Origin of the sequence: Salipiger pentaromativorans (genome assembly GCF_024721115.1) — a bacterium.
Classification (GTDB): domain Bacteria; phylum Pseudomonadota; class Alphaproteobacteria; order Rhodobacterales; family Rhodobacteraceae; genus Salipiger; species Salipiger pentaromativorans.
In genome coordinates, this window is the sequence record NZ_JAMDHK010000023.1 from 55,197 (window position 1) to 68,667 (window position 13,471).

The 13,471-nt window shown below is 64.9% G+C and carries 12 protein-coding genes; 1 reads left to right on the forward strand and 11 read right to left on the reverse strand.

What is annotated here, in order from left to right; translation table 11 throughout:
• Positions 1 to 174 precede the first annotated feature (174 nt).
• The 10 genes from serA to M4578_RS23840 all read right to left on the reverse strand — a co-directional run bounded on the left by serA (position 175) and on the right by M4578_RS23840 (position 11,886).
• Positions 175 to 1,770: a phosphoglycerate dehydrogenase gene (gene serA, locus M4578_RS23795; RefSeq protein ID WP_258095636.1), complete on the reverse strand. Its 1,596-nt coding sequence runs from the start codon at positions 1,768 to 1,770 to the stop codon at positions 175 to 177.
• Positions 1,771 to 1,874: 104 nt separating this feature from the next.
• Positions 1,875 to 3,029, reverse strand: coding sequence for a phosphoserine transaminase (locus M4578_RS23800; RefSeq protein WP_258095637.1), 1,155 nt, complete (start codon positions 3,027 to 3,029; stop codon positions 1,875 to 1,877).
• A gap of 344 nt (positions 3,030 to 3,373) precedes the next feature.
• Positions 3,374 to 4,657 (reverse strand): NAD(P)/FAD-dependent oxidoreductase, encoded by a 1,284-nt coding sequence (locus tag M4578_RS23805; protein ID WP_258095638.1) that lies wholly within the window; start codon positions 4,655 to 4,657, stop codon positions 3,374 to 3,376.
• 187 nt (positions 4,658 to 4,844) lie between these two features.
• Entirely contained in the window at positions 4,845 to 5,558 is a 714-nt protein-coding gene (locus M4578_RS23810; RefSeq protein ID WP_258095639.1) for a DUF1868 domain-containing protein, read from the reverse strand.
• A 25-nt stretch (positions 5,559 to 5,583) separates the two neighbouring features.
• Entirely contained in the window at positions 5,584 to 6,450 is an 867-nt protein-coding gene (locus M4578_RS23815) for an endonuclease/exonuclease/phosphatase family protein (protein WP_258095640.1), read from the reverse strand.
• Positions 6,447 to 7,568, reverse strand: coding sequence for an ABC transporter ATP-binding protein (locus M4578_RS23820; protein ID WP_338054571.1), 1,122 nt, complete (start codon positions 7,566 to 7,568; stop codon positions 6,447 to 6,449). The genes M4578_RS23815 and M4578_RS23820 overlap by 4 nt, the downstream gene beginning before the upstream one ends.
• A gap of 11 nt (positions 7,569 to 7,579) precedes the next feature.
• The gene (locus M4578_RS23825) at positions 7,580 to 8,485 is read right to left on the reverse strand and encodes an ABC transporter permease subunit (protein WP_420854828.1); all 906 of its coding nucleotides are present in this window, start codon (positions 8,483 to 8,485) and stop codon (positions 7,580 to 7,582) included.
• Between the two features lie 98 nt (positions 8,486 to 8,583).
• A complete protein-coding gene (locus M4578_RS23830; RefSeq protein ID WP_258095643.1) occupies positions 8,584 to 9,465 on the reverse strand; it encodes a carbohydrate ABC transporter permease in 882 nt (293 codons plus the stop codon).
• A 111-nt stretch (positions 9,466 to 9,576) separates the two neighbouring features.
• The gene (locus M4578_RS23835) at positions 9,577 to 10,911 is read right to left on the reverse strand and encodes an extracellular solute-binding protein (protein WP_258095644.1); all 1,335 of its coding nucleotides are present in this window, start codon (positions 10,909 to 10,911) and stop codon (positions 9,577 to 9,579) included.
• A 186-nt stretch (positions 10,912 to 11,097) separates the two neighbouring features.
• On the reverse strand, positions 11,098 to 11,886 hold the full coding sequence (locus M4578_RS23840) for a metallophosphoesterase (RefSeq protein WP_258095645.1): 789 nt from the start codon (positions 11,884 to 11,886) through the stop codon (positions 11,098 to 11,100).
• A gap of 235 nt (positions 11,887 to 12,121) precedes the next feature.
• Here M4578_RS23840 and M4578_RS23845 point away from each other — a divergent pair, with 235 nt between their 5' ends.
• Complete coding sequence (locus M4578_RS23845; RefSeq protein ID WP_258095646.1) at positions 12,122 to 12,922, forward strand: substrate-binding domain-containing protein; 801 nt, start codon at positions 12,122 to 12,124, stop codon at positions 12,920 to 12,922.
• Between the two features lie 162 nt (positions 12,923 to 13,084).
• On the opposite strand, the gene M4578_RS23850 is transcribed toward M4578_RS23845, so the two are convergent.
• Positions 13,085 to 13,471, reverse strand: a 387-nt coding sequence (locus tag M4578_RS23850; protein ID WP_258095647.1) for a hypothetical protein, incomplete at its 5' end; no start/stop codon positions are given.

Consider the following 13,471-nt stretch of genomic DNA (forward strand, 5'->3'; position numbering starts at 1 on the left):
GCCCGCCCGGACGGGCCGGCGATGGCGCGGCGGCGCTACGCGCCTTGTTCCGCGCCCGGATCTCTGCGGATCTGACGCTGGACAGGTCTTCTCCGCTGGTTCCGGCATAGCAGTGCCAAACAAAAAAAGGGCGCCCATCCGGACGCCCTTTCTCCTTTCGCACGAGACCCGGCCTCAGGCCACGTCGAATTCCAGCGGCTTCACCTGACGGAAAAGCCCGGTCGCTTTCAGGGCGTCCACCACGCTCGGCTCCATGGCCTCGTCCAGATAGGCGATGGCGATGGCCTCGCCGCCCTGAGCCGAACGGCCAAGGGTAAAGTTCGCGAGGTTCACCTTGTGGTCGCCCAGCATCGTGCCCAGCTTGCCGATGATTCCCGGCACGTCCTCGTTGGTGGTGTAAAGCATGTGCTCGCCCACCTCGGCGTCGATGTTGATGCCCTTGATCTGGATGAAGCGCGGCTTGCCATCCGAGAACACGGTGCCCGCAATCGAGCGCTCGCGCTTTTCGGTCACCACGGTCACCTTGATATAGCCCTCGAAGACGCCCGACTGCTCCTGATTGGTGGTCGAGATCTGGACACCGCGCTCTTTCGCGATCACCGGAGCCGAGACCATGTTCACCTCGGGCGAGATCGCCTTCATGATCCCCGCGATGGTGGCGCAGTTCAGCGCCTCGAGGTTCATCGTCGCGGCTTCGCCGTCATAGAGAATGTTGATCGCCTTGATCGGCTCGTCGGTCATCTGCCCGATGAAATTGCCCAGATGGCCGGCGACCTTGATCCACGGCCCCATGACCTTGGCTTCCTCGGCGGTAACCGAGGGCATGTTGAGCGCGTTCTGCACGGCGCCGGTCAGCAGGTAATCCGACATCTGCTCGGCCACCTGAAGCGCCACGTTCTCCTGCGCCTCGGTGGTCGAGGCACCAAGATGCGGGGTGCAGACCACGTTGGGCAGGCCGAAAAGCGGGTTCTCGGTGGCGGGCTCTTCCTTGAACACGTCAAAGGCCGCGCCGGCCACATGGCCCGACTTGATCAGCTCGGCCAGCGCCGCCTCGTCGACCAGACCGCCACGGGCGCAGTTGATGATGCGCACGCCCTTCTTGGTCTTGGCGAGGTTCTCCGCCGAAAGGATGTTGCGGGTGCCGTCGGTCAGCGGCACGTGCAGGGTGATGAAATCGGCGCGCTTGAGCAGCTCGTCCAGCTCGACCTTTTCCACCTGCATCTGGGCGGCCTTCTCTTCCGACAGGAAGGGATCGTAGGCCACGACCTTCATCTTGAGGCCACGGGCGCGGTCGCAGACGATGCCACCGATATTGCCGGCGCCGATCACGCCGAGGGTCTTGGCGGTCAGTTCGACCCCCATGAACTTGGATTTCTCCCACTTGCCGGCCTGGGTCGAGGCGTCGGCGGCGGGGATCTGGCGCGCCACGGCAAACATCAGCGCAATGGCATGCTCGGCGGTGGTGATCATGTTGCCGAAGGGCGTGTTCATGACGATCACGCCTTTCTTGGAGGCCGCTTCCTTGTCGACATTGTCGGTGCCGATGCCCGCGCGGCCCACCACCTTGAGATTGGTGGCATGCTCGAGGATCGAGGGCGTCACCTTGGTGGCGGAGCGGATGGCAAGGCCGTCATACTGACCGATGATCTCGGCGAGCTTTTCCTTGTCCTTGCCCACATCGGGTAGGAAATCCACGTCGATGCCGCGGTCGCGGAAGATCTGGACGGCGGTTTCCGAGAGCTTGTCGGAGACGAGAACTTTGGGAGCCATGGGTCTGGTCCTTTGGATATAGGGAGGGAGCGGTGGGCAAAATTGCCCACCCTACGCTGTCATTCGAAGGGAAGAGTAGGGTGGGCAATCTGCCCACCTCCGGCTCACGCGGTCGCGGTCTGCTCTTCGAGCACTGCCTCGAAGGCCCATTTGATCCAGAGCGTCAGCTTCTCGACATCCGCGGCCTCGATGGTGGCACCGCACCAGACGCGCAGACCCGCAGGGGCATCGCGATAGGCGCCGATGTCATAGGCGGCGTTGTAATCGTCGAGCTTCTTGGCCACCGCCTTGGCAAAGGCCGCGCCGTCCTTGATCCGCTCGTCGGTGAACTTCAGGCAAACGCTCGTGTTCGAGCGCGTCGCCGGATCCACCGCCAGGTTGGCAAGCCAGTCGTTGCGGTCGCAGAAGTCCCAAAGCACCTTGGCGTTGGTGTCCGCGCGCTTCATCAGCTCGGGCAGGCCGCCGATCTTGCGGGCCCAGTCCAGCGCCACGAGGTAATCCTCGACCGCCAGCATGGACGGCGTGTTGATCGTCTCGCCCTTGAACACGCCCTCGATCAGCTTGCCGCCCTTCGTCAGACGGAAGATCTTGGGCATCGGCCAGGCGGGGGTGTAGCTTTCCAGACGCTCCACGGCGCGCGGGCTCAGCACAAGCATGCCGTGGGCCGCTTCACCGCCCATCACCTTCTGCCAGGAGAAGGTCGTCACGTCGAGCTTGTCCCAGGGCAGATCCTGCGCGAAGGCGGCCGAGGTCGCGTCGCAGATCGTCAGGCCCTCGCGGTCGGCGGGGATCGCGTCGCCGTTCGGAACGCGTACACCGGAGGTGGTGCCGTTCCAGGTGAACACGACGTCGTTGTTGAAATCGACCGTGGCGAAATCGACGATCTCGCCATATTCGGCGGTCTTCACCTCGGCGTCGATCTTGAGCTGCTTGACGACATCGGTCACCCAGCCTGCGCCGAAACTCTCCCAAGCCAGCATCTCGGCCTTGCGGGCGCCGAGCAGCGACCAGAGCGCCATTTCGACGGCGCCGGTATCGGAGGCGGGAACGATGCCGATCTTGTAGTCGGCGGGAATGCCCAGGATCTCGCGCGTGCCCTCGATGGCGGCGGCGAGCTTTTCCTTGCCGATCTTGGCGCGGTGCGAGCGACCGAGCGCCGCATCGGCGAGCATGTCCACGGAAAAATGGGGAATCTTGGCGCAGGGGCCAGAGGAGAAACGCGGATTGGCCGGCCGCGTTGCCGGGTGCTTGGTAGCCATATCTGTCTAACCTTCCAGATAGAAGCCCCTCGTTGGGGAGGGGTGTCCCGCTGCCGCCATTACGCCCGCCCAAAACAAAAAGCAAGCGTCGTGTTTGTAGAGCGAAAGGTCGCTTCCCGTTGCTGCCTCCGGTACGTGCCCGCCGGGAAATCTAAGGGGGCGGGGCAGGAAAACACAGCTATCACACTGATATATAGAAATGATTTTCGCAGCCTCGCGCCCCCCAACTTGATCGCCTTGGCGGCAATGGCGCCATGCCCCGCCGCGCCGTTCCGACGCGGCCCGCATCACGCCGCCGCGACCGGAGTTTCCCCGCTTGCACCGGATGTCGCCGATCGGAGACGTCAGGACGCGAATCCGAGTCGGTCCTTGAGCCAGTAATACCGGACGCCCAGATCCATCACCGGATGGCGCAGCGCGTGCCAGAAGATCGGACGCACCGGGGTTTCGGGCAACGGCAAGGGCTCCCCCTCTGCAAGATGCCCGGCCAGCGCCGCGCCCATCGCGGTGGCCAGCGCCACCCCGCGGCCGTTATAGCCCGCCACCGCCCAAAGCCCCTGCCCAGCATGATGGATATGCGGCAGGTGATCCAGCGTCAGCGCCAGATGTCCCGACCAGGCCTTCTCGACCCGGGCCGCCCCGATCTGGGGGAACAACCGCCGCATCCCCGCCTCCAGCGCAGCCTGAAGTCCCTGGGAATGCTCCGCTCCCGTGGCGCCGCGCCCGCCAAAGACCAGCCGGCCATCCGCCGAGATCCGGTAGTAATAAGCCAGCTTGCGGACCTCGGACGCGCAGGCCCCCTGCGGAAGAATAGTGGCGGCCGTCTCCGCCGGCAGCGGCTCGGTGGCGAGCACGCAGGACTGCACCGGCAGGATCGAGCGCGCGAAGCGAGGCATCAGCGCCGCATCATAAGCGTTGGTCGCCAGAACCACCGTTTCGCCACGCACCTGCGCGCCGCCCAGCTCCAGCCGCCAGCCGGCGCCATCGCGCGCGATGCCGGTTACCCGCCGCCCGGTGACGATACAGGCGCCGGCGGCCCGCGCCGCCCGGGCAAGACCCCGGACATAGGCCAGCGGATTGACCGTTCCGGCGCGCAGATCGCGCCAGCCGCCAGTATAGGCGCCGGTTCCGGTGGCGGTGGCGATGGCACCCGCATCCAGAATCTCCACCGGCGCGCCTTCGGCCTGCCAATCCCGCGCCCGGGCATGCACCGCGCGCAGCGCCAGCTCGGAATGCGCACACTGGATCCAGCCGTTCCGCACGGGTGCGCAGGCAATGCCATGACGGTCGACCAGATCGAAGACCCGGTCGGCGGCCTCACCCGCAAACGCCGCCAGCCGTCCGCCCGCCTCCCTGCCCCAGCGGGCGCGCATCTCGGGCGCGTCGATCTTGAGCCCCGGAATCACCTGCCCGCCATTGCGGCCAGACGCACCGAAACCGATCTTCTCCGCCTCGATCAGCGTCACGGCCACGCCGCGCTCGGCCAGATGCAGCGCGGTCGAGAGCCCGGTGAACCCGCCGCCGATCACCAGCACCCGTGCATCCTGCGGCGCATCGCTGCCCGGATCGGGCTCCTCCGCCGTTTCGTACCAGAGCGAACGGGTCCAGAGGTCGGCGGACAGGGTCATGCAGTGTTCTCCATTTCGGGGCAACGGACAGGGCTCGAGATCGCCCCGATGCCCGCCGGTCACATGGACAAAATCCCAAAATGAAATCTGATCAAGAGAATTTTCACCGCCGCGCGATGTTTCTCCCGGCCCCGCCGGTCAATTGCCGCAGGGACAGGCTCTCGAACGCGGAGGACGCCCGGCACGCCTATGAGACGTGGAGCAAGGGTTCGAACCGATACATGTCGTCGAACCGGCAGAACTCGACGGGTCCAAGCACGATCTCGGGCACGCGCGCCACCAGGTCGCGGCCGATCTCGTCGCAAAGATCGAGCAGGACCTCCGCCTCTGCCGGCGCGAGCCAGCGCAGCAGATAGGCCAGCGTGATGTGAAAGCCATAGTCCGCATGGTTGGACCGGTGCAGGTTGGTCGCGGCTTGCAGACGGTCGCGCGTGAGCCGCAGCGCGGCCTCCGCCGCCGCGTCCGCCCCCTCCATATCGACGTAGAAGCCGCCCAGGATCCCGGTGGGCCGCGCCCGGAACCGCCGGTCGAGACCGAGCCCCGCAAGCCGCGTCGAGAAATCGCGCGTCACCTCCCCGAGCGGCATGTCGGCGGGCAGATGGCGGGGCCAGCGGTCGGGCGTGCGGTGGCTGTCGATCACCCCCTCGAAGATCGTCATGTGAAAGCTCTCGGGCGGCAGGAAGGTGAAGGCGTCGGCCAGAGGCCCCGCCTTCAGCCGCGCCTGCGCCTCGGCCAGCGCGGCAAAAGCATCGCTGTCGCGGTCGATATGGCAAAGCGTCGTATTGCCGGGAAAGCGCAAAACCCGGCCCTCGGCGTCGAATTTGCGCCCGACGGCATCGGGACGGGGCCCACCGGTCAGGGCGCCGGTGAGATAGCGGAACGCGGTCTCGCGGTCGATCATCGGATCGTCCTTTGCCCCGTGCCGATCAGAGATCGAGCGTGACGAAGATCGGCTGATGATCGCTGCCCTGCGCCGCGCTGCCGATCTCCATCGCCGTGACCGCATCGGCCAGATCGGTGGTGACGAAACAATGGTCGATGCGCCGCGGCGCCCGGCCCTCGCGGGGCAGCGTGTCGCCCTCCCCCTCTTCATGACCGCTCAGCACCCAGGCATCCGCCAGCCCGTGCGCGCGGATCGTGCGCCCGTGGTTGGGCGAGACATCCCCCAGAAGATAGGTGTATTCCGCGCCCTCGGGCGTGAAGTTCATGTCACCCATCACGATGGCGCTCATCGGCTGTGGCGGCGCCGGACGATCGGCCCATTCCGGGCCGCTGACCGCGCCGCCGATGCTCGACCCGCGCTCGTGGCCGCGCAGCATGAGGTCGCGCATATAGGCCACCTGCGGCATGCGTGTGTCGGTCGAGACATGATCGAGATGCACCGAGCAAAAACGGATCGGTCCCGACGGCGCGTCGATCACCGTTTCGACCAGCGTGCGCTGCAAGTGGAAGATGTTGCGCAGCGCGATCTTGGGCAGGGTATGGTTGATCGAGCTCAGGATCGGCCAGCGCGACAGCACCATATTGCCGAACTGGCGGCGGCGATGCGTCGGCTTGCCATCGACGATCTCGGAGGCGTCCACGTCGATCCCCGGCCCGTAGACCCAGTGCATGTGGTCGAGGCGCCGGGCGATCTCTTCGCCCTGATGCAGCATACCGGTGCGCTCGGTGGTCGTTTCCACCTCCTGCAAGGCGATCAGGTCGGGGTCGCCCAGTTCGGACACGATCCGGTCGAGGTCAAAGCACGAGTCTTTGCCCTTCCCGTACTGGATATTGTAGCTGGCGAGTTTCATTCCGCGTGCTCCATGCGCTTGATCGTGGCCACAGCGCCGGGTCCGGCCTCGAGCCGCTGGCCGCTTTCGACGTCGAACAGGTGAACCACCTCGGGCGGGACCGTCACGCCAACCTCCTGCCCCTCGGGCATCCGCTGCTTGTGCGCGGAGAGCACCGAAAGCGGCACATCCTCGACCATCAGGTGATGCAGCCCGTCCGAGCCCATCTCTTCATAGAAATCGAACCGCGCCCGCAGCGCGCCCTCGCCCGGGGCGCAGAGCGCCAGCGCCTCGGGGCGCAGACCGATCTGCACCAGCCGCCCGTCGAACGCCCGTGCCGCCGCGGGGGTCAGCGCGATCCGGCTGCCGTCGGCAAGCGCCACGGCACTTTCGCCGGCCCGCACCTCACCCGACAGGAAATTCATCGCCGGCGACCCGATGAACCCGGCCACATAGGTGGTCGCGGGCCGGTTATAGACCTCCTCCGGGGTGCCGACCTGGTCGATCGTGCCCTTGTTCATGATGACCATCCGGTCGGCCAGCGTCATGCCCTCGTGCTGATCGTGGGTGACAAAGACCGAGGTGGCGCCGATGCGGTTGTGAATGCGGCGGATTTCGTGCCGCATCTGTACGCGCAGCTTGGCGTCGAGGTTCGACAGAGGTTCGTCGAACAGAAAGACCTTGGGTTCGCGGATGATCGCACGGGCCATCGCCACGCGCTGGCGCTGCCCGCCGGACAACTGCCCCGGCTTGCGGTCGATGAACTCTTCCAGCCCGACCGACCGCGCCACCGCGCGCACCTTGGCGTCCCGTTCGGCGCGCTTCACACCCGCCACTTTCAGTGCGTAGCCGATGTTCCCGCCCACCGTCATATGCGGATAAAGCGCATAGTTCTGGAACACCATGGCGCAGCCGCGTTCGCGCGGCTCGAGATCGTTCACCACCGTTCCGGCGATGGCGATCTCGCCGCCGGAGATGTCCTCGAGCCCCGCGATCATGCGCAGCAGCGTGGACTTGCCGCAGCCCGAAGGGCCAAGAATGACGATGAACTCGCCGTTGTGAATCGCGAGGTTCACCCCATGGATCACCTCGTCCTTGCCATAGACTTTGCGGACGTCGCGGATGGAAATATCGGCCACGGGTCGGTTCCTTATTTCTCGGTGCTGATGAGGCCGCGCACGAACCAGCGTTGCATGGCGACGACGACGACAATCGGCGGCAGCATCACCAGAAGCGATGCGGCCATGGCGACGTTCCATTTCGGAATGCCGCCGCCGGTGGTGTTGGCATTGGGAATGAGCGATCGCAGCTCGACCGCCACGACCTCATGCGCGGGGTCGGTGATGATCAGCAGCGGCCAGAGGAACTGGTTCCAGCCCGAGACGAACATGATGGTCGCCAGCGCCGCCATATTGGTGGCCGACAGCGGCACCAGAACGTCGCGCAGGAAGCGCAGGGGCCCGGCGCCGTCCATCTTGGCCGCCTCCACCAGCTCGTCGGGGATGGTCAGAAAGAACTGCCGGTAGAGAAAGGTGCCCGTCGCGGTGGCGATCAGCGGCATGATGAGGCCGGTATAGGTGTTGAGCATGTTCCATTCGAGCGCCAGCTCGACACCCGACACCGCGTTGATCAGCCACGAGACCCCGGTCCAATCGAGGATCGCCTGAAACGGCGACAGTGCGTTGGCGGCGACCGCATAGGTGGGCACGATGCGCACCTCCAGCGGCAGCATCAGCGTGATGAACACCAGCCAGAAGATCGGCATCCGCAGCCGGTGGTCGAAGAACACGATGCCGAAGGCGGTGATGCAGGCGATGACGATCTTGCCGATCACCACCCCGCTGGCGACGATGGCGGAGTTGATGAACTTGGACTGGAAATCGCGGCTGAACCACGCCTCCGAGATATTTTCCCAGAAATGAGATGAGATCGACAGGTTCGGCGGGATCTGGTTGACCTCCTGCACGGTCTGGGTCGCGGCGGCGAAGACCAGATAGATCGGTCCGAGCAGCAGCAGCAGGCCCGAGATCAGGATCGCGTGGGTGGCCAGGTTCATCCACGGCGTGTTCTCTACCAGCCCCGGACGCCGGCGCCGGGTGCGCCGGCGCGGGGCGGGAAGGATCTCGGAGGTGGCGAGGGGGAGCTCGGCTTGTGTCATGAGTAATGCACCCGGCGTTCGATGTAGCGGAACTGGACGAAGGTCAGCAGGATCACCAGGACCATCAGGATCACCGATTGCGCGGCGGCCGAGGAATAGTTCTGCCCCTCGAACCCATCGACGTAGATCTTGTAGACCATCAGGTTCGTCGCCCGCGCCGGGCCGCCATTGGTCATGGTGTCGACGATGCCGAAGCTGTCGGTGAAGCTGTCGGTGATGTTGATGACGAGAATGAAGAAGAAGGTCGGCGTCAGCAGCGGAAGCTGGATGTCGCGCATCCGGCGCATCACGCCCGAACCGTCCATCGCCGAAGCCTCGATCAGACTGCGCGGGATGGATTGCAGCCCGGCGAGGAAGAAGATGAAGTTATAGGCGATGTTCTTCCAGGCGCCGGCGATGACGATCATCGCCATCGCGTGCCAGCCGGTCAGGATCGGGTCCCAGATCCCGTCCCAGACCTGATTGACATAGGCCATGACCCCGGCGGTCGGGTTGAAGATGTAGCGGAAGGCCAGACCGATGGCCGGCGCGGCGACCGCATAGGGCCAGATCATGCCGACCCGGTATTGCCGGTAGCCGCGCAATTGCCGGTCCACGAACAGCGCTAGGATCAGCGCCAGCCCCATGCCCAGCACCGTGGTGCCCGCGGCATAGACCAGCGAAACCCGCACCGACTGCCAGTAGAGAGAGTCGCTCAGCAATTCGCGGAAATGGTGCAGTCCCGCCCAGTCGTTGCCCCCGCCCCAGGGCTGTTCGAAGGTCAGCGACCAGAACACCGCCTGGCTGGTCGGCCAGTAGAAGAAGACGAAAATGATCAGAAGCTGCGGCAGGACGAGCGCCGCGGCAATCCAGTTGTTCTTGAAATAGGCGCGTCGCATGTCAGGGCCCCGGCATCTGAAACGGTCGGTGAACGGCGCCGCCCCGCCGCGCGGGCAGGACGGGTGACGGAGCGGACGCGAACGGTCCGCCCCGCGCTTGGCAGCCGCGATTTACGGGAAGGTCTTGCCCTTATAGGTGCGCTCGAAGTTGCGCAGCACCTTGTTGGAGCGCTCGGCGGCGACGTCCAGCGCCTCCTGCATCGGCTTCTGACCGGCAAAGGCCGCTTCCATCTCGGCGGTCCATTCCTTGCGGGTCTGCATGAAACCGCCGAGGCGCAGGCCGCGGGTCAGCGGCGTCACCGGCGTATAGGTCAGCGACTCGATGGCCACCTCGCGGCCTTTGTAGGGGGCCTTGTCGTAAAAACCCTCGTCCATCATCTTCTGATAGCCCGACAGGGTCACCGGGATATAGCCGGTGTTGGTCGACCAGAAGAGCGCCGAATCCGGCGTGGCGAGGAACTTCAGGTATTCGGCAGCACCGCGATACTCGTCTTCGCTCTTGCCCGCCAGAACCCACAGCGCGGCCCCGCCGACAACGGTGTTCTTGCGCTCGGTGCCTTCGTAGACGGGCAGCATCGCCACATCCCAGTTCAGCCCCTCGACGGCGGTGGCGTGCACACCGGCATGGCCGGCGATCGACCCGAAGTAGAACGAGCAGATGTTCTGCGCAAAGGCGTCGCGGGTGTTCAGGCCACCCTGCGTGGTCTTGATCTCGGCGAGACCCTCTTTGTACCAGCGAAGCTGGTTTTCCATATGCTTGGCATGCAGCGTGGTGTTGAACACATATTCGGCATCGGTGCCGTCATAGCCGTTGTTCCTGGTCGCCACCGGGATGCCGTGAGCCATCGAGAACTGTTCGAGATCGACCCAGGAGGACGGGCTGTAGCCGTAATGGCAATGGTCGGGCTGGACCGCGTCGAGATCGTTCAGGATCTGCTCGAACTCTTCCCATGTCTCGGGCGGACGGTTCCAGCCGGCGGCGGCCAGATCGTCGATATTGTAATACATCACCGCCGTCGAGGAGTTGAACGGCATCGCCACCATGTCACCCTTGGAGGTGGCGTAGTAATTGGAGATCCCGGGGAAATAATCGGTCCAGTCGATGTCGATGTCGTAATCGGCCATCATCTCGTAGACCGGGTAGAACTGGCCCGACATCATCAGGTCGGGCGTACCCGCGTCGAAGGACTGGACGATGGTCGGGTGCTGGCCCGCGCGAAACGCGGCAATCGTGTTCTGCACGGCGTTGGCATAGCCTTCCTGGCCGACGCAGTGAATCTCGTAGGTGTCCTGTGCCGCGTTGAATCGGTCGCAGGTCTTCTGGACCACATCGCCCAGATAACCGCTCAGGCCATACCAGTATTCGAACGTGATCTTGTCCTGTGCCTGTGCGGCGCCGCCCAGAACGGCGGCAACGGCAAAGGCACTGATGAAGGTGGCTTTCATGAATCGTTCCCTCGGGAGAATGTGTCATGCGCAGTGAGCGCGCGAGAGAAGGGGTAGGAAATTCTCTCGCGGCTTACCGCACAGCAGCGCGAAAGTTTCGCAAAGTTTCTGCTGCGGATTCGGTAGGTTAGATGACGCACAAATGAAGTTTTTGTGCCGCTCCGCCCCAAGGAGGGAACAAAGCCGTCAGCTCAGAACGGCATTCCCGTCGAGGTAGTTGTCGAAATGCACGAGGGTCTGGCCCTCATCGCCCAGCACCACCGCGAATTGTGCCGGCCCGAACAGCCGGTCGACCTTGGCCTCCGGATCCAGCGGCACGGTCACGTTGTAATGCCCGCCCGCCAGCGTGGTGAAGGGAATGCCGTACCACAGCCCGCAGGAGGTGTAATGCACATGGCCCGCGATCACCTGGCGGATGTCGCCATGGGTCTTCAGCGCCGCGAGGAACCGGTCGGCATCGCGCAGGATGATCCGGTCCACCCGGGTGTGAAGCGGGTTCGCGTGGTGATGCAGCACGATCACCACGGGCCTGTCCGCGGCTTCGGCCAGCCGCGCGGTCAGCCAGTCGATCTGAGCTGCGTCCAGAACGCCCTCATGCGTGCCATGCTCGGCCGAGTCGAGCAGGATGACACGATAGCCCTTGGCGTCGATCACCTTATCGATGAAGCCGGTCTCGGCCCGCTCGTCTTCGCCGAAGATCGAAACATAGGCATCGCGGTTGTCGTGATTGCCGATGGTGATGTGGCAGGGCATCGTCAGCCCGGCGACCAGCTCCTTCAACCGGGTATAGGGAGCGACCGCGCCCTGGTGCCCCAGATCGGCAAGATCGCCCGCCAGAACGCAGAAATCGGCATCCGCGTGGCGTGTATTGATCGCCTCGATGCCGCGCTGCAAGCGCGCATGGGTGTCGAGCCCCTGCGATGTCTCTCCCTCGTCCACCAGATGCAGGTCACTGAGCACGACAAATTTCAGCATAGGTCCATTCCAGTCCGTATTGACGCCGGCGCACCGGCAGGTGGCCGCACCAATGGCAAGGAATGCTAACCGCATAACGACGCCCAAGTGACAGCGCGGTGACAGCGCCGGCACACGCCACGCTCACGCGCCCTTGACCGCCCCGCGCGGATTATCCGCCCGCGCACACCCGTCCTTAGGTCTGTGGCGGCGGTCTTCCCGACCGTCCCGCAGAACCAGAAAACGGAGATTTCCCATGCGTCTTGCTACGCTCTTTCTTATCGCGGCGGCGAGTGTGCCGGCGGCCCTATCCGCCCAGAGCGCGCCGCTCTACGATCCCTCGATCCGCCATATGCCGCAGGATGGCGTGGTGAAGCTCTATGGCGCCGGCGGGCCGCATACCGCCTTCCAGAAGGTCGCGGATGTCTGGTCGGAGAAGACCGGCAACGCCATCGAGATCATCGCCGGGCCGGAAAGCCGCTGGTCGGCCAGCGCGCAGGCCGATGCCGATATTCTCTGGGGCACCTCGGAACAGTCGATGACCGCCTTCCTCGAGACCTATCTGACCTTCCGCTCGGAAACGGTGACGCCGATCTATGTGCGCCCGGCGATCATCGCGGTAAAGGCGGGCAATCCGAAGAACATCTCGTCCTTCGAGGATCTTCTGGCCGAGGACATGCGTATCGTCGTCACCGAAGGCGCCGGGGTCTACAACACCTCCGGCACCGGGGTGTGGGAGGACGTGGCGGGCCGGCTCGGCAAGCTGGAGGACATCGCCGGGTTCCGCAAGAACATCGTGGCCTATGCCAAGGGCTCCGGCGCGAGCTTCCGCGCGTTCAACGAGATGGACGCCGATGCCTGGATCACCTGGCCGAACTGGCCGGCGACAAACGCCGATGTGCTGGAGATGGTGACGCTCGCTCCGGAGCGGCAGGTCTGGCGTGACGTCAATGTCGCCCTGTCCCCCGATGCCGACCCCGCCGCCAGCGCGTTTCTGGCGTTCCTGCTGACCGACGAGGCACAGGCGCTGATGAAGACGGAAGGCTGGCTGCGCTGAGCCCGCCCCACCACCGGGCGGCGGACCCGCCGCCCGGTGGTGTCGGGATCCCGGTGGCCGTAGTGACAGGCGCTTTCACGCTATACGACTCCGCGTGGCGACACCGTATAGCGCAATTTCTGGACGTTCCGCGACGGCGCGTCTCGGACTGTACCGCCCTTGTCAGACAAACAAACTTGCGTCGTAGCCATAGACCACGCCGGAGCCTTCGAACGCGAAGTAATCGAGGGTCTCGGCCTTATGTACAAGCTCAGCGTCCTTGCTGGCATCCTCCTGCGCGTAGACCTCGAACGTCGTACCGCTGATCCCCGATCCCCGCGCCCAGGCCGTGTCCAGACCGCCGAAGCTCGACAGCATCGCAACAACCCCGTCCGCCGCAAGATCCAGCGCCACCGACGCATCCGCATCGGTCACCCCGCTCGTCTGGCCAGCCTCCCAAGAGAATCCGCCAACCGAGCCGCTGCCGGCCTCGATCGCCACCCAGCCAAGGCTCTCCACCGCATGGCTGCCGCCGTTCAGAAGCTCCTCCTCCTGCATCGTCAGCTCGAA